We start from the raw sequence: 15,308 nt of genomic DNA on the forward strand, positions 1-15,308 counted from the left end.
TCAGCTGAATCGGTCGATGATCGACACTCAGCTGAATCGGTCGATGATCGACACTCAGCTGAATCGGTCGATGATCGACACTTCGGCCAGGCGCGAGATGCCCTCGCGCACCGAGCGTGCGCGACCCTCGCCGACGCCGTCGACGATCTGCAGGTCCTCGACGGACGCGGCCAGGAGTTTCTGCAGCCCGCCGAAGTGCTCGACGACCCGATCGAGGATGCCGGCGGGGATGCGCGGCACCCGGGCCAACAGCCGATAACCACGGGGGCTGACTGCGCTCTCCTGGCTCTCGGGCGTGTTCGGCAGGCCCATCGCCGCGGCGACGCACGTGAGGTCGAGCAGGTCGAGCGCCGACAGCTGGGCGAGCTCGCCGAGCACCTTCTCGGTCGAGCGGGCCCGCCGACCGGTGGGCACGTAGTCGCGGGCCAGGAACTCGCGATCGGCGTCGACGCCGGCCATCAGCTCGTCGAGCTGCAGGGCGAGCAATCGGCCGTCGGTGCCGAGCTCCACGACCTGCCCGGTCACCTCGTCGGCGATCCGGCGGACCATCTCGAGGCGCTGCGCCACGCTCGCCGCGTCGCGAATGGTCACGAGATCCTCGATCTCGAGCGCCGACAACGAGTGGGACACCTCGTCGAGGCGGGTCTTGTATCGCTCGAGGGTGGCGATGGCCTGGTTGGCGCGCGACAACAGCTCGCCGCTGCTCTCCAGGACGTAGCGCAGATCGCCGACGTAGAGGCTGATGATGCGCATCGACTGCGACACCGAGATCACCGGGTAACCGGTCTGGCGGGCCACCCGCTGGGCGGTGCGGTGGCGGGTGCCGGACTCCTCGGTGGGAATGGCCGGGTCGGGCATCAGGTGCGTGGCCGAATACATGATCCGCAGGCCGTCGGTCGACAGCACCACCGCGCCGTCCATCTTGCACAGCTCGCGCAGCCGGGTGGCCGAGAAGCCGACGTCGAGTGGGAAACCGCCCGTGCACAACCCCTCGACGACGGGGTCCCAACCGATGACGATCAGCGCGCCGGTGTTGCCCCGCAGGATGCGTTCGAGCCCGTCCCGCAGGGTGGTGCCAGGGGCCACGGTGGCAAGGACGCCGCGCAGCGCCGTCTCATCGCGTTCGGTGGGGGCCACGGCGTTCAGTGTAAGTAGTTCCGGGGCTGGCGCGGCCGAATTGCGCCCGGCGCGCGACACGGGCTCACTCGTTGGGCACGGGGCGCAACGTGACTCCGCGAGCGGTGGCGATGCTCGGTGCCGGGGGCGCCTGCAGCGCCAGCATGGCCTCGCGCAGGGTGCCGACCTCGACGAACCGTGCCGACGCCAGCTGACGACCGAGCTTGCCGCGAGTACCGACGGGCACGAGCAACCGCCGGTAACCGAGCCGGACCGCTTCGGCCGCCCGTTCGGTCATCATCGGAACGGGGCGCACGTCGCCGGACAGCGTCACCTCGCCGATCACGAGCGTGTCGAGGGGGACGACCTTCTCCTGGGTGGAGGCGGCGCCATGGGCGGACATGACGGCGAGGCAGACGGCTAGATCGGTACCCGGGTCGGAGACTCGCATGCCGGCGGCGGTGGCGATGTAGACGTCGCGGTTCCACAGCATCTCGCCGCCGGCGCGTTCGGTGACGGCGATCAGCATGGCCGCGCGGCCGGTGTCGAGGCCCGACACCGCGCGGCGTCCATTGGGCACGGTGGCGCTGCCGACCAGTGCCTGCAGCTCCGCGACGATCGCTCGGGCGCCCTCCATGGTGACGGTGGGGCAGGTGCCCGCCACGGGTGCGGTGCGATGTTCGCGGAACAGCGAGCTGGGGTCGAGCACCTCGTGCATGCCGTCGTCGCGCTGCTCGAACGCCGCGACCTCGAGCGCGCCGAAGCGATTCTTGACGGTGCGCAGCAGCCGCAGCGACGTGTGCTTGTCGCCGTCCAGGCTGAGCGTGGTGTCGACGATGTGCTCCAACGCCCGCGGTCCGGCGACGGTGGAGTCCTTGGTGACCTGACCGACCAGCAGCATCGGCAGCCCACGCGCCTTAGCGACCCGGCTCAGAGCCTGTGCGACCTCCATCGTCTGAGTGACACCGCCCGCGCGCCCGTCGACGTCGGCCGAGGCGATGGTCTGCACCGAGTCGATGACGACGAGAGCCAGCGCGCCGGCGTGCTCGTCGAGGTGGCCGATGACCGACCCCAGGTCGACGTCGTCGGCGAGCAGCAGGTTGGCGCTGGTGGCTCCGATGCGCTGGGCGCGCAGCGCGATCTGCTCAACCGACTCCTCGCCCGAGACGTAGAGGACGGGGCGGTCCTCGGCGCGGGCGACGCGGTCGGCGACCGCCAGCAGCAGCGTGCTCTTGCCCGACCCGGGCGGCCCGCTGCACAGGCACACCTGGCCGGGCACCATGCCGCCGCCCAGCACCCGGTCGAACTCGCCGATGCCGGTCGACAGGCGCACGGCCGGGCCGCCGGTGACGACCTCGGAAACCCTGCGAGCCGGACGGTTGGGCGTGCTGCCCTTCGTGCTCGAACGCAGTCCGGGCTCGCGCGTCGACGGCGCGGTGTACTCGGCGAGCGTCGAGAACTCGCCGCACTTCGGGCAGCGGCCGTACCACTTACCCGCGGTCGCGCCGCAGGACGAGCAGCGGTAGGCGGTGCTGGGACGGGGCATGTGCGGACGGTAACGCGGGGCCCCGACACAACCGGGTCGACACCCGGCGGTGAGCGGTGGTGCGTCAGCCGCCCTCGCTGCCGCCGCTGCCGCTGGGATCGGGCAGGGTGGACTGCGTGGGATCGCTGGTGACGTTGACCGGTACGCGGACGGTGACCGTCCCGGCCCGGGCGAACGTCAGCGTCATGGTGACGATGCTGCCCGGGTAGATCGTGGTCTTGGTGCCCAGCGCCAGCAGGGTTCCGGTGGCGTCCGGGACGCCGTACGAGGTGCGCCCGTTGGCCGGGATGCGCACTGTCCGACTGGCCTGCGGTGTGCTCGTCGTCGGTGTGCTCGTCGCCGACCCAGCCTCGGAGGTCGGGACAGGCTCGGCGGTCGGCACAGCGGTGGGGGAGGTGCTGCCGGCGGCTGCGACGACCTCGTCGCCGGCGGTCACGGAGCTGTAGGCGCCCCAGCTGGTGAAGGATGCCGAGCTGATGTCGGTGAGCAGGTCGCTGGCGGTGCCGTTGTTGACGAACACGGCGATGAGGCGCAGCGCCGAATCCTTCGGGAAGGACGGGCCCTGGGGCGGCGCCTCGACCGTGAGGTTGCGGATGGAGATCGCGCCGATGTCGGCGTTGACGCCGGAGACGGACGGTCGCTGGTTCTGCGTCTGCGCGACCCGCCCGGCTGCACAGGCGGAGGTCAACAGCGCGGCGGCGACGGCGATCGCACCCAATCCGGCGGTGCGGCGGCGGCGCGCGGCCCCGGGATGTGCGTTCACGTCGACTCCTCGCTGCTTGTCGTACGGTGCTGCATCCGCCGACTGTTCGCTGCCGATCACAGCGTAGCGAGGGCGTGCTCCCGTGCTGCGGGCGACCGCCCAGCACGGCCTTCCAGCTACCCATGACCTCGCCCTGAGTCCCGAAAAATGGGGTCTCTGGGGCTTGACAAAGGAATTTGCACCTCCTATAGGCAGTCCGCCGCGTGTTATCCTGGAGGGAGCGAAAGGGGCTGTATTACATGACTTTCAAGGTCGGCGAGACCGTCGTTTACCCGCATCACGGAGCTGCTCTCATCGAGGCGATCGAGGAGCGACTTCTCAAGGGAGTAAAGAAGACCTACCTGAGGCTGAAGGTGGCCCAGGGTGACCTCACAGTGCTGGTGCCGGCCGAGAACGCCGAGGTCGTTGGCGTCCGCGATGTCGTTGGGCAGGAGGGCCTGGACAAGGTCTTCGAGGTACTGCGTACCCCGCACACCGAGGAGCCGACCAACTGGTCGCGCCGGTACAAGGCCAACGGCGAGAAGCTTGCGTCGGGCGATGTGAACAAGGTGGCTGAGGTCGTGCGTGATCTCTGGCGCCGCGATCGCGATCGCGGGTTGTCCGCCGGAGAGAAGCGCATGCTCGCCAAGGCGCGGCAGATCCTCATCAGTGAGCTCGCGCTCGCGGAAGGCACCAATGAGGACAAGGCCGAGGTCGTGCTGGACGAGGTCCTCGGCGAGGCCGTCGCCTAAGTACGACTCTGATTCACAAGCTGTCGATGACGGCGCAGAACGCTATTCACAATCCAGCGTCCTGCGCCGTCATTCTTGTTGCGGCCGGGAGCGGTCAACGCCTCGGTGGGTCCGTCCCCAAGGCCTTCCAGTCGATCGCCGGCCGCACGCTGCTCGAGCATGCGGCCGAACGCTTCCTTACGCATCCGTTGGTCGGCCGGCTGTATGTGGTTGCGCCGTCGACGCACCTCGAGCAGGCGGGTGGGCTCACCTCGACGACCGCCGTGCCCGGTGGCGCCACCCGGCAGGCGTCGGTCTCGGCAGGACTCGCCGCACTCGCCCCGGAGATCGAACTCGTGCTCGTGCACGACGTCGCGCGGCCGTTCGTCCCGCACGAGGTGATCACGTCGGTCATCACAGCACTGCTCGACGGGGCCGATGCCGCGGTGCCCGTCGTCCCGATCCACGACACCGTGCGACGGGTGGACGAGGCCGGGCACTTCACAGGCATCGTCGATCGCAGCCAGCTGGTGGCCGTACAGACCCCGCAGGGCTTCCGGCGCTCGGTGCTGGTCGCTGCCCACGAGGCCGGGCGGTCGTTGCAGGTCACCGACGACGCCGCGCTGGTCGAGGCCGCCGGCGGCAAGGTGGTCGCCGTGTCCGGCTCCGATGCGGCGTTCAAGATCACCCGGCCATGGGATCTCGCGGTGGCCGAGGCGGTGGCTGTGCGTGCCTGACATCCGCACCGGCATCGGGGTCGACGTCCACCCCGTCGAACTCGGCCGGGACTGCTGGCTGGCCGGGTTGTTCTGGCCCGGCATCGACGGCTGTGCAGGGCATTCCGACGGCGACGTCGCCGCGCACGCCGCCTGCGACGCGCTGCTGTCCGCCGCCGGACAGGGTGATCTGGGGGCGGTGTTCGGCACGGCCGACCCGCAGTGGGCCGGCGCGTCCGGGGTGACGCTGCTGCGCGAGGTGGTCCGGCTGGTCACCACCGCGGGTTGGACGATCGGCAACGTCGCCGTACAGGTCGTGGGGAACGCGCCCAAGGTCGGCCCGCGGCGCGCCGAGGCCCAGGCCGAGCTGCAGGCAGTCGTCGGCGCCCCGGTGTCGGTCGCCGCCACGACCACGGACGGGCTCGGCCTCACCGGCCGCGGCGAGGGTCGCGCCGCGATCGCCACCGCCCTGCTCACCCGCTGATCGACGCGAGCGCCTGCTCGAGGTCGGCCCATAGATCCTCGACGTGCTCGATCCCCACCGAGAACCGCAGCAGCGTCTCCGGGGTGCCGAACGACGCGTCGACGGCGTGCCGGGCGCGACGCTCGATCAGCGACTCGACGCCGCCCAGGCTGGTGGCGTGGTGGATCAACCGCACGGCGTGGCACACCCGCTCGGCGGCGTCGGCGCCACCATCGATCTCGACGCCGATCATTGCCCCGAAACCCGCGAAGTCGCGCGCGGCAACCGCATGCCCTGGGTCGGACGGCAACCCCGGGTAGCGCACGCGGGTCACCCGAGCATGCGCGGCCAGCCGGGACGCCAGCTCGCCGGCGTTGGCCTGCGCACGGTCCATCCGCACGGCGAGCGTCCGCAGTCCGCGCGTGGCCAGGTAGGTCTCGAGCGCACCCGGGATGCCGCCGGCCAGGGTGCGCCTGGCCCGCAACACGTCGTAGAGCGGTCCGGCGGGTAGGACGAGCGCGCCCATCAGCACGTCCGAGTGCCCCGACAGGTATTTCGTCACCGAGTGCATGACGACGTCGGCGCCCAGCTCGAGCGGGCGCACGATCAACGGTGTCGAGAACGTCGCGTCGATACCGACAATTGCCCCGGCCGCGTGGGCGGCCGCCGTGAGCGCCGGAATGTCCGGGATGGTCATCAGCGGGTTCGTTACCGTCTCGAGCCAGAGCAGGTCGGCGCCGTCGAGCGCTGCAGTAACCGCATGGGTGTCGGCGATGTCGACACGACGCACCTGCATCCGGCCGAGTTGCTCCTGCTCGGCGAAGATCTTGACAGCGCCGCTGTAAGCGGCCTCGGGCACCACGGCCACCGTCCCGACCGGTCGCGACTCGACGATCGCGGCGAGAGCGGCCATACCGCTCGAGAACGACAGCGCCAGCCCGCCCTCGAGGGCGCCGAGGATCTCCTCGAAGGCGGCCCGGGTGTCGGTGGGGGCGTCGCGGGAGTAGTCGTTGTCAGTCGGTGCGTTCCGGTACGGGGCGGTGAGCACGATCGGCGTCGACAGCGGCGCGCCGGGCTCGTGCGGGCGGCCCAGCGAGACGGCGAGCGACTCGGGGCGCAGGGTGGGCTCGTCCATGTCCTTGACGCTATCCGGCGCCATCGCCGCTCGAGCGGGCCGATCGCGCGTGAGTGGTCCGTACGATGACACCGTGAGTCGAGCGCAGCGAGCGAACCATGGGTATCGGCTTCGCCGGTCACCCGAGCGAAGCGAGCGGTGACCGTGGGTTTGAGGCTGTACGACACCGCGACTCGGTCGTTGCGGGCTTTCGAGCCCCTCGAACCCGGCAAGGCGTCGATCTACCTCTGCGGGCTCACCGTCCAGGGGCCGCCGCACGTCGGGCACGTCCGCAACTGGATCAATATGGACATCCTGCGGCGCTGGCTCACGCACACCGGCTACGACGTCACCTTCGTCCGCAACGTCACCGACATCGACGACAAGATCATCGACAAGGCAGGCGCGGCGGACGAGCCGTGGTGGGCGCTGTCGTTCCGCAACGAGCGCGAGGTCGTCGCCGCCGAACAGGCGCTGGGCTGCTTGCCGCCGAGCTACGAGCCGTTGGCCACCGCGCACGTCACCGAGATGGTCGAGCTCATGCAGCGTCTCATCGACGGTGGCCACGCCTACGCCGCCGACGGTGACGTCTACTTCGACGTGCGCTCATGGCCCACCTACGGCTCGCTGTCGGGCCAGAAGGTGGACGAGATGCAGGCCGCCGGCGACTCGGTCGGCGATTCTCGCAAACTCGATCCGCGCGACTTCGCGCTCTGGAAGTCCGCCAAGCCCGGCGAGCCGTCCTGGCCCACGCCGTGGGGACGCGGTCGGCCCGGCTGGCACCTGGAGTGCTCGGCGATGTCGACGAAGTACCTCGGCGCGGCCTTCGACATCCACGGCGGCGGGCTCGACCTCGTCTTCCCGCACCACGAGAACGAGCTCGCGCAGTCCCGCGCGGCCGGCGACGGGTTCGCCAACTACTGGCTGCACAACGGCATGGTCAACCTCTCGGGCGAGAAGATGAGCAAGTCGCTCGGCAACACCCTGCAGGTGCGCGAGATCGTGCGCCAGTGGCGTCCGGTCGAGGTGCGCTACTACCTCGGCGCCGCGCACTACCGCTCGACGATCGAGTTCTCGAAGTCGTCGTTGGACGAGGCGGCCGTCGCGTACGGACGCATCGAGCGGTTCTTGACGCGTGCCGGAGCAGTCGTCGACATCGAGACCGACGGGCGGGTGAGCGACGCGTTCGCCGCGGCGCTCAACGACGACCTCGGCACGCCTGCGGCGTTCGCTGTCATCCACGATCTGGTCCGTGCGGGCAACGCTGCGCTGGAGAGCGGCGACGCTGTCACCGTGCAGCGCGTTGCCGGGGAAGTCGCCGCAAACACGAGAGTCCTCGGAGTGAGCCCGTTCCAGTGGGACACGGCGCCCGAAGCAACGCTCGACGCCGTGGACGCGCTCGTCCGGGTGGCCCTCGACCAGCGCACAGCCGCCCGGGCCCGCAAGGATTACGCAGCCTCGGACGCCATCCGCGATCAGCTCGCCGCGGCCGGCGTCAGCATCGAGGACACCCCCGACGGGCCGCGATGGAGTCTGAACTGATGGCCGGTAACTCGCAGCGACAGGGTGCGATCCGCAAGTCGAAGAAGGGTGCCTCGACGGGTACCGGCGGGCACATCCAGCGGGGCATCAAGGGCAAGGGCCCGACCCCCCCGGCCGAGGCGCGCAAGGGTCATCCGGCCGCGCGCCGAGCGGCAGCTGCCGACAAGAGGTCCACCTCGTCGCGCACGAAATCGCCGCGCGACAACCCGGCGGCGGAGCTGCTGGTCGGGCGAAACCCGGTGGCCGAGGCGCTGCGGGCGAAGATCCCGGCCACTGCGCTGTACCTCGCGCAGGGCATCGAGGCCGACGAGCGCATCACCGAGGCCATCCGGCTGGCCAGCAACCGCAACCTGGCCCTGCTCGAGATCAGCCGGGCCGAGATGGACCGCCGCACCAACAACATCGTGCATCAGGGCATCGCGCTGCAGGTGCCGCCGTTCGCCTACACCGAGCTGCGCGACGTCATCGCCACCGCGCGCGACTCGGGCACCGCCCCGCTACTTGTCGCTCTCGACGGCGTGACCGACCCGCGCAACCTCGGCGCGATCATTCGCTCCGCGGTGGCCTTCGGCGCGCACGGTGTGATCATCACCGAACGTCGTTCGGCCGGCATCACGCCAACGGCCTGGCGTACGTCGGCAGGCACTGCGGCCCGGCTGCCCGTCGCGCAGGTGACGAACCTGGTGCGCTCGCTCAAGGAGTGCAGGGACGCCGGGATGTTCGTCGTCGGCCTGGATGCCGACGGCACCACGCAGCTCGACGATCTCGAGATGGCCACCGAGCCGCTGGTATTGGTCGTCGGGTCCGAGGGTCGCGGGCTGTCGCGGCTCGCCGGCGAGAACTGCGACGTCACGCTGTCGATCCCGATGGCCCCGGCCGCCGAGTCGCTGAACGCGTCCGTGGCCGTCGCCGTCACGCTGTCCGACATCGCCCGGCGCCGCCGGCACGCCTGACGCTGTAACCGTCGTTGACGTACTTGCGCTTCGGTACGCAGAACCCAGGCGGCGCGGGCCCGCCGCGCAGCTGTGCCTTGCGACAGGTGGTTCACCCGCCATCACGCTCGGAACCGGATCCAGAACCCGGCCTGCGGACGGTGCAACCTGCTCACCCGACGTCATCCCGTCCAGGGTCGCGGGCGTCACGCCCGTCTCGGCGGTGGGATGCAGGCCTCGACGCCGGCCACGAGCGAGGCGGCGTACGTGCGCCGATCGGCGGCGGTGAGCCCGACGTGGCCCCGGCTGTTGCCGCCCGCCTCGTTGTAGATCCACGGCATGTGGGCGAGCAGCTGCACGATCCAGATGTCGCCCGGCGCCAGCCCACGCGAGCCCAGGTCGTAACCGACGTTGCCGCGGACCTTCATGCGGGCGTGTTGCACCGCGCGGCGGGCGCGGGCGAACTCGGCGGCATAGCGCTTGCTCAGCCTGGCGACGACGTGGTTGCGGAACACGACATGATGGCCGCGCGGGGTCACGCGGTAGTCGCCAACGGACTGGTAGTAGACGATGTTGTTTCCTGTGCGGAACCCGATGCCTCCGTTGCGCCCGGCCTGGTCGTGGATCGAAATCGCCAGGTCGGCGTGGGCAGCGTTTGCGATCCGGGCCCGCTGGGCGAGGTTGCGCCGTTGATTCAGCGACGTCTTGGTCATGACGACGCGGTAGCCCAGGGATCGCAGCCGCGCGGTCACGAGCCGGGCCACCGAGAAGACGTCGCGCATCTCCGGCTCGTTCTCGTAGTCGTCGACCCGCAGCCCGGTCTGCCGGTCGATCGCATGGATGCTGCGGCTGTGGCCCGGATCGATCACGATGACCGGGACGTGAGGTGCCGACGTCGCCGGCCCCGGGTTCGCAAGGGTGCAGATGGCCAGCGCGGCGACGAGCGAGGCGAGCGCGCGGCGCATTGGCCCCTCCGTTCGGGAAGGTCTTTCGGGCACCGAACTGTAGATCAGCGAACAGCGGGACGGACGTCGTGCCGGTAGCCTGTGTTCCGCTTGCCGCCTTAGCTCAGTTGGCCAGAGCAACCGCCTTGTAAGCGGTAGGTCGTGGGTTCGAATCCCACAGGCGGCTCCACAGGCGGCTCCATTGGGCCCCAGAAACGGGGACGGAGGCCGAGCCGGCTCAGTCTGAGAGGCTGTTCTGACGAGTGGAAGCCGCTGATCCGCTTTGCGGTCGAACGAGGGCGCAGAGGGCATGGCTTCGAATCACACAGGCTTCGCAACGTGGGGCGCGCAGCATTCTGAGATCGTTGACGACCGATCGGATCGAGAGAGCTGGAGTCATCGCCCGGTGAACGTGGGGCGGGATTTCGACAGGAATGCCGAGACCGCGTCCCGGTGGTCCGTCGTCGAACCCAGCGCCGTTTGACTGTGGACTTCCCGCGCCAGGACGTCGTCCCAGCCGGCGGCCCAGGCGTTGCGGATCGCCACCTTCGACGTCGCGTACGCCCGGGTCGGGCCGGCCGCGAGACGATGGGCCAGGGCGTCAATGGTGGTGTCGAAGTCCGCCGCGTCCGCGATCCGGCCGATCATGCCCCACGCGAGCGCGTCCTCGGCAGTGAACGCGTCGGCCAGCAGGATCAGCTCACTGGCCCGGGCGGCACCCACCGCGCGCGCCAGCGAAGCGGACAGGCCCGAGTCGGGGGTGAGGCCGATGCTGCTGAAGGCGGTCACGAACTTCGTGCCGGCGACCGCGACCCGAAGATCGCAGGCGAGCGCCAGGCCCAGGCCGGCGCCCGCGCAGGTGCCGTTGATGGCGGCGATGACCGGCTTGGGCATCGTGGCCAGAGCGATAACGACGGGGTTGTAGTGCTGCTCGATGGTGGCGAACGGTTCGCCCTCAGCGGCGAGCGCGTCGGCATGCTCGGCGAGATCCTGGCCCGCGCTGAACACCCGGCCGGTGCCGGTCAGCACCACGGCGCGGACCGAGGCGTCGTCGGTGACCTGCTGCACGCAGTCCAGTAGGCCGCGCTTCGCCGCGCTGCCCAGCGACGGCGTGGTCATCGTGATCGTCGCTACCGCGTCCGCGATGTGACACGTCACTTCGGAATTGGCCTGGTCATCGGTCATGCGGGCAGGCTAGCATCCAACTGAACGTTCGGTCAGAAATTAGGGAGCCTGCGAATGCCGCTGCGTAGCTACGTGAACGGGTCCTGGTTCGAACCGGCTGACCAGGGCGCGCCGCTGCTCGACGCGGTGACGGGCGATCAGGTGGCCACCATCTCCTCAGCCGGCATCGGCATGCAGGCGACCCTGCGCCACGGGCGCGACGTCGGCGGGCCGGCGCTGCGCGAGCTGACGTTCCACGAACGCGCCGCCCTGCTGAAGGCCGTCGGCGGCCTGCTGCGCGAGAACCGCGACGAGCTGTACGCCCTGTCGGCGCGCACCGGGTCGACCCTGTTCGACAGCACGTTCGACGTCGACGGCGGCATCGGCGTCCTGCTGAGCTATGCGAGCAAGGGTAGACGCGAGCTGCCGAACGACACCGTGCTGCTCGACGGTCCCGTCGAAGCGCTGGGCAAGCGCGGCCAGTTCCTGGGCCAGCACATCTACACGCCCCGACACGGGGTCGCGGTGCAGGTCAACGCCTTCAACTTCCCGGTCTGGGGCCCGCTGGAGAAGCTGGCCCCGGCCTTCCTGGCCGGCGTGCCGACGCTCGTCAAGCCGGCCAGCGCGACCGCCTACCTCACCGCCCGGGTCGTCGAGTTGATCATCGAGTCCGGCCTGCTGCCGGAGGGCTCGCTGCAGCTGATCTGCGGCAGCGTCGGCGACCTGTTCGACCACCTGACCGACCAGGACCTGCTGTCCTTCACCGGCTCGGCGTCGACCGCGCAGCAGCTACGGACGAACCCCACCGTGGTCGCGAACTCGGTTCGGTTCAGCGCCGAGGCCGACTCGCTGAACTGCTCGATCCTCGGACCCGACGCCGCACCCGGCACGCCCGAATTCGACCTCTACGCGACCCAGCTCGTCACCGAGATGACCGTCAAGGCCGGCCAGAAGTGCACCGCGATCCGTCGCGCAATCGTGCCCGCCGAGTACGTCGACGCAGTGGCCGAAGCGGCCTCGGCGCAGCTCGCCACGGTCGTAGTGGGCAACCCCGCCGACGAGTCGGTCGGGATGGGCGCCCTGGCCAGCCTTGAGCAGCGCGACGAGGTCCGTCGCTCGCTCAAGGCCCTGCTGTCGGTGGGTACCGCGGTCTTTGGCGATCCCGAGCACGTCGATGTCGTTGGCGCCGACGCGCAGCGCGGTGCGTTCATCTCGCCGGTCCTGATCAAGGCCGACAGTGCCGACAGCGCCGAGCCGCACGAGGTCGAGGCGTTCGGGCCGGTGAGCACGTTGATCGGCTACCGCGACACGCGGCACGCCGTCGAACTCGCGGCGCGCGGGCAGGGCAGCCTGGTCGGCTCAGTCGTCACCGGTGACAGCGACTTCGCCCGCGACGTCGTGCTAGGTGTCGCCCCCTGGCACGGCCGCCTGCTGGTGCTGGATCAGGACGACGCGACGGAGTCCACCGGGCACGGCTCGCCGTTGCCGACGCTGGTGCACGGCGGGCCGGGTCGCGCCGGCGGTGGCGAGGAGCTGGGCGGCATCCGCGGCGTGCACCACCACATGCAGCGCACCGCGGTCCAGGCCAGCCCCCGCGTCCTCACCGCGATCACCAACCGGTGGATGCCCGGCAGCGCGCGGACCGATGACGGGGTGCACCCGTTCCGCAAGTCGCTCGCCGAGTTGAAGATCGGCGATTCAGTCACCGCCGGCCCGCGGTTGGTGACGCAGGAGGACGTCGCGCACTTCGCGGAGTTCACCGGCGACACGTTCTACGCACACACCGACGCGGAGGCGGCGGCGAGGAACCCGCTGTTCGGCGGCATCGTGGCGCACGGCTACCTCGTCGTCTCGATCGCAGCGGGCCTGTTCGTCAGCCCCGAGTACGGACCGGTGCTGGCCAACTACGGCATCGACGACCTGCGCTTCGTCACCCCGGTCAAGCCAGGCGACGAGCTGACCGTGACGCTGACCTGCAAGGCCATCACCCCCCGCGGCGACAGCGCGCACGGCGAGGTGCGCTGGGACGCGCAGGTGACCAAGCAGGACGGTTCGGTGGCCGCGCAGTACGACGTGCTCACCATGGTCGCGAAGGAGTGGAAGGCATGAGCGAGACGCTGTACCTGCAGGAGTACTTCGACGCCACGATCGAGCACGACAAGCGGATCGAGCCCCGCGACTGGATGCCTGACGGCTACCGCAAGACGATGATCCGCCAGATCGCTCAGCACGCGCACTCGGAGATCATCGGCATGCAGCCCGAGGGCAACTGGATCACCCGGGCACCGTCGCTGCGGCGCAAGGCGATCCTGCTGGCCAAGGTGCAGGACGAGGCCGGCCACGGCATGTACCTGTACAGCGCCGCCGAGACGCTCGGTGCCGACCGCGCCGACCTGACCGACAAGCTCGTCACCAACCGGCAGAAGTACTCGTCGATCTTCAACTACCCCACGCTGTCCTACGCCGACGTCGGCGTCATCGGCTGGCTGGTCGACGGTGCGGCGATCTGCAACCAGGTGCCGCTGTGCCGCTCGTCGTACGGTCCGTACGCGCGCGCCATGATCCGCATCTGCAAGGAGGAGTCCTTCCACCAGCGGCAGGGCTACGAGCTGCTGATGACGATGATGCGCGGCACCGAGGGCCAGCGGGCCATGGTGCAGGCCGCCGTCGACCGGTTCTGGTGGCCGTCGCTGATGATGTTCGGCCCGCCCGACGAGGATTCACCGAACACCGAGCAGTCGATGGCGTGGGGCATCAAGCGGCACACCAACGACGAGCTGCGGCAGCGCTTCGTCGACATGTCCGTGCCGCAGGCCGAGAAGCTGGGCGTGACGTTCCCCGACCCCGACCTGAGCTGGAACGACGAGCGCGGGCACTACGACTTCGGGGTCATTGATTGGGACGAGTTCAAGGCCGTCGTGGCCGGTAACGGCCCGTGCAACGCCCAGCGCGTCGCGCACCGCAAGGCCGCTCACGACGACGGCGCCTGGGTCCGCGACGCGGCGACCGCACACGCTCGCAAGGCGGCCCTTCGATGAGCGAGATGACGGCCGAGGGTGGCCACGGCGCTGTTCCCATGCAGGGCATCCCGACCGTGAACGACCCGGCCCAGTCGCGCAGGGACTGGCTGCTATATGAGGTGTTCCTGCGCGGCAAGCGCGGGCTGAACCACGTGCACGTGGGCTCCCTGCACGCGGCCGACGACAACATGGCGCTGCACCACGCGCGTGACCTCTACACCCGCCGCAACGAGGGCGTCAGCATCTGGGTCGTGGCGGCCACCGACATCACCGCGTCCAGCCCGGACGAGAAGGACCCGTTCTTCGCGCCGGCCGGCGACAAGGTCTACCGGCATCCGACGTTCTACGACATCCCCGACGACGTCCCCCACATGTGAGCGGTGCAATGAACGACACCCCGTACGACACCCCGTACGACGGCCTGGGCGACGCCGAGGGCGACGACCACCGCTGGGCCTTCGGCACCGGCTTCACCGATGCGCTCGAGGGCGTCGACACGACGGTGCCCAACGGCGTCGACGGTGCCGCCCTGGCTGCCTACTGCCTGATGCTCGGCGACGACGCGTTGATCTACAGCCACCGCCTGCAGCAGTGGATGACGCGTGCTCCCGAGTTGGAGGAGGAGACCGCGCTGGGCAACGTCGCGCTCGACCTGCTCGGCGAGGCGCGCATGCTGCTCGCCCGCGCCGGGCGCGCCGACGGCACTGATCGCGGCGAGGATGCGTTCGCGTTCTTCCGCGACGAGAGTGCGTTCCGCAACGTACGTCTCGTCGAGCGGCACGACGACGACTTCGCCGAACTCGTCGGCCGCTTGCTCGTCTTCTCGACCTGGCGGCTTGCCCTCTTCGACGGTTTGCAGGCCTCCGCCGATCCGGTGCTGGCCGCCATCGCCGGCAAGGGCGTCAAGGAACTCACCTACCACCGCGACTACGCCGCCCAGTGGGTCGTGCGCCTCGGCGACGGCACCGAGGTGTCGCACGCAAAGATGCAGCACGGCCTGGACGTCGCGTGGCCGCTGGTGGACGAGCTGTTCACGCCGCACCCGATCGAGGCCGCCCTCCCGGGGGTGGCCGTCGACGTGACGACCCTGCGGGCCGAGGTCGACGTCGTGCTCGACACCGTGTTCGCCACCGCCGGCCTCGAACGGCCCGACGCGCAACCGCTGGCCAGTGTCGGCGGCCGCGCCGGTCGGGACGGTCTGCACACCGAGGCCATGGCATACGTGCTGGCCGAACTGCAGAGCGTCGCCCGCGCGCACCCGGACGCACAGTGGTGATC

Annotated in this window: 15 protein-coding genes and 1 tRNA gene; 10 read left to right on the forward strand and 6 right to left on the reverse strand. The window is 70.1% G+C overall.

Features of this window, described 5'->3' with window-relative positions:
* Window positions 1-54: 54 nt before the first annotated feature.
* The 3 genes from disA to ACFFC4_RS02380 all read right to left on the reverse strand — a co-directional run bounded on the left by disA (window position 55) and on the right by ACFFC4_RS02380 (window position 3,425).
* The gene (disA, locus tag ACFFC4_RS02370) at window positions 55-1,146 is read right to left on the reverse strand and encodes a DNA integrity scanning diadenylate cyclase DisA (protein ID WP_375497660.1); all 1,092 of its coding nucleotides are present in this window, start codon (window positions 1,144-1,146) and stop codon (window positions 55-57) included.
* A gap of 55 nt (window positions 1,147-1,201) precedes the next feature.
* Window positions 1,202-2,662 (reverse strand): DNA repair protein RadA, encoded by a 1,461-nt coding sequence (gene radA / locus ACFFC4_RS02375; RefSeq protein ID WP_375497384.1) that lies wholly within the window; start codon window positions 2,660-2,662, stop codon window positions 1,202-1,204.
* Window positions 2,663-2,726: 64 nt separating this feature from the next.
* Window positions 2,727-3,425 (reverse strand): hypothetical protein, encoded by a 699-nt coding sequence (locus tag ACFFC4_RS02380; RefSeq protein WP_375497386.1) that lies wholly within the window; start codon window positions 3,423-3,425, stop codon window positions 2,727-2,729.
* A 239-nt stretch (window positions 3,426-3,664) separates the two neighbouring features.
* Between ACFFC4_RS02380 and ACFFC4_RS02385 the strand changes: the two genes are divergently transcribed.
* From ACFFC4_RS02385 to ispF, 3 genes are read left to right on the forward strand one after another with little or no spacing between them, the layout of a single operon-like run.
* On the forward strand, window positions 3,665-4,156 hold the full coding sequence (locus ACFFC4_RS02385; RefSeq protein ID WP_375486458.1) for a CarD family transcriptional regulator: 492 nt from the start codon (window positions 3,665-3,667) through the stop codon (window positions 4,154-4,156).
* A 26-nt stretch (window positions 4,157-4,182) separates the two neighbouring features.
* Complete coding sequence (gene ispD, locus ACFFC4_RS02390; protein WP_375497388.1) at window positions 4,183-4,872, forward strand: 2-C-methyl-D-erythritol 4-phosphate cytidylyltransferase; 690 nt, start codon at window positions 4,183-4,185, stop codon at window positions 4,870-4,872.
* A gap of 1 nt (window position 4,873) precedes the next feature.
* On the forward strand, window positions 4,874-5,335 hold the full coding sequence (gene ispF / locus ACFFC4_RS02395) for a 2-C-methyl-D-erythritol 2,4-cyclodiphosphate synthase (RefSeq protein WP_375497662.1): 462 nt from the start codon (window positions 4,874-4,876) through the stop codon (window positions 5,333-5,335).
* On the opposite strand, the gene ACFFC4_RS02400 is transcribed toward ispF, so the two are convergent.
* A complete protein-coding gene (locus ACFFC4_RS02400) occupies window positions 5,325-6,449 on the reverse strand; it encodes a trans-sulfuration enzyme family protein (protein ID WP_375497390.1) in 1,125 nt (374 codons plus the stop codon). The genes ispF and ACFFC4_RS02400 overlap by 11 nt on opposite strands.
* A 144-nt stretch (window positions 6,450-6,593) precedes the next feature.
* Between ACFFC4_RS02400 and cysS the strand changes: the two genes are divergently transcribed.
* Together cysS and rlmB are read left to right on the forward strand one after the other, a co-directional pair.
* A complete protein-coding gene (gene cysS / locus ACFFC4_RS02405) occupies window positions 6,594-7,970 on the forward strand; it encodes a cysteine--tRNA ligase (RefSeq protein WP_375497392.1) in 1,377 nt (458 codons plus the stop codon).
* Window positions 7,970-8,923: a 23S rRNA (guanosine(2251)-2'-O)-methyltransferase RlmB gene (gene rlmB / locus ACFFC4_RS02410; RefSeq protein ID WP_375497394.1), complete on the forward strand. Its 954-nt coding sequence runs from the start codon at window positions 7,970-7,972 to the stop codon at window positions 8,921-8,923. Before cysS ends, rlmB begins: the two co-directional genes overlap by 1 nt.
* A gap of 185 nt (window positions 8,924-9,108) precedes the next feature.
* Here rlmB and ACFFC4_RS02415 read toward each other — a convergent pair whose 3' ends face one another.
* On the reverse strand, window positions 9,109-9,867 hold the full coding sequence (locus ACFFC4_RS02415; protein ID WP_375497396.1) for an N-acetylmuramoyl-L-alanine amidase: 759 nt from the start codon (window positions 9,865-9,867) through the stop codon (window positions 9,109-9,111).
* A 92-nt stretch (window positions 9,868-9,959) separates the two neighbouring features.
* Between ACFFC4_RS02415 and ACFFC4_RS02420 the strand changes: the two genes are divergently transcribed.
* Window positions 9,960-10,036: transfer RNA gene (locus ACFFC4_RS02420), tRNA-Thr, on the forward strand.
* A gap of 206 nt (window positions 10,037-10,242) precedes the next feature.
* Here ACFFC4_RS02420 and ACFFC4_RS02425 read toward each other — a convergent pair.
* Entirely contained in the window at window positions 10,243-11,031 is a 789-nt protein-coding gene (locus ACFFC4_RS02425) for an enoyl-CoA hydratase/isomerase family protein (protein WP_375497398.1), read from the reverse strand.
* A gap of 54 nt (window positions 11,032-11,085) precedes the next feature.
* Here ACFFC4_RS02425 and paaZ point away from each other — a divergent pair, with 54 nt between their 5' ends.
* From paaZ to paaC, 4 genes are read left to right on the forward strand one after another with little or no spacing between them, the layout of a single operon-like run.
* Window positions 11,086-13,119 (forward strand): phenylacetic acid degradation bifunctional protein PaaZ, encoded by a 2,034-nt coding sequence (paaZ, locus tag ACFFC4_RS02430; RefSeq protein ID WP_375497400.1) that lies wholly within the window; start codon window positions 11,086-11,088, stop codon window positions 13,117-13,119.
* Window positions 13,116-14,048, forward strand: a complete 933-nt coding sequence (gene paaA / locus ACFFC4_RS02435; protein WP_375497402.1) for a 1,2-phenylacetyl-CoA epoxidase subunit PaaA — start codon at window positions 13,116-13,118, stop codon at window positions 14,046-14,048. Before paaZ ends, paaA begins: the two co-directional genes overlap by 4 nt.
* A complete protein-coding gene (paaB, locus tag ACFFC4_RS02440; protein WP_375497404.1) occupies window positions 14,045-14,407 on the forward strand; it encodes a 1,2-phenylacetyl-CoA epoxidase subunit PaaB in 363 nt (120 codons plus the stop codon). Before paaA ends, paaB begins: the two co-directional genes overlap by 4 nt.
* A gap of 8 nt (window positions 14,408-14,415) precedes the next feature.
* Entirely contained in the window at window positions 14,416-15,306 is an 891-nt protein-coding gene (gene paaC, locus ACFFC4_RS02445) for a 1,2-phenylacetyl-CoA epoxidase subunit PaaC (RefSeq protein ID WP_375497406.1), read from the forward strand.
* The last annotated feature ends 2 nt before the right edge of the window (window positions 15,307-15,308 follow it).

This window comes from uncultured Jatrophihabitans sp. (genome assembly GCF_964244045.1).
Lineage (GTDB): Bacteria > Actinomycetota > Actinomycetes > Mycobacteriales > Jatrophihabitantaceae > Jatrophihabitans.

Excerpts from the sequence above, each read along its gene's own strand:
- radA (WP_375497384.1), bottom strand. The coding sequence starts at position 2,662 with ATGCCCCGTCCCAGCACCGCCTACCGCTGCTCGTCCTGCGGCGCGACC.
- ACFFC4_RS02385 (WP_375486458.1), top strand. The coding sequence starts at position 3,665 with ATGACTTTCAAGGTCGGCGAGACCGTCGTTTACCCGCATCACGGAGCT.
- ispD (WP_375497388.1), top strand. The coding sequence starts at position 4,183 with ATGACGGCGCAGAACGCTATTCACAATCCAGCGTCCTGCGCCGTCATT.
- ACFFC4_RS02400 (WP_375497390.1), bottom strand. The coding sequence starts at position 6,449 with ATGGACGAGCCCACCCTGCGCCCCGAGTCGCTCGCCGTCTCGCTGGGC.
- rlmB (WP_375497394.1), top strand. The coding sequence starts at position 7,970 with ATGGCCGGTAACTCGCAGCGACAGGGTGCGATCCGCAAGTCGAAGAAG.
- ACFFC4_RS02415 (WP_375497396.1), bottom strand. The coding sequence starts at position 9,867 with ATGCGCCGCGCGCTCGCCTCGCTCGTCGCCGCGCTGGCCATCTGCACC.
- ACFFC4_RS02425 (WP_375497398.1), bottom strand. The coding sequence starts at position 11,031 with ATGACCGATGACCAGGCCAATTCCGAAGTGACGTGTCACATCGCGGAC.
- paaZ (WP_375497400.1), top strand. The coding sequence starts at position 11,086 with ATGCCGCTGCGTAGCTACGTGAACGGGTCCTGGTTCGAACCGGCTGAC.
- paaA (WP_375497402.1), top strand. The coding sequence starts at position 13,116 with ATGAGCGAGACGCTGTACCTGCAGGAGTACTTCGACGCCACGATCGAG.
- paaB (WP_375497404.1), top strand. The coding sequence starts at position 14,045 with ATGAGCGAGATGACGGCCGAGGGTGGCCACGGCGCTGTTCCCATGCAG.
- paaC (WP_375497406.1), top strand. The coding sequence starts at position 14,416 with ATGAACGACACCCCGTACGACACCCCGTACGACGGCCTGGGCGACGCC.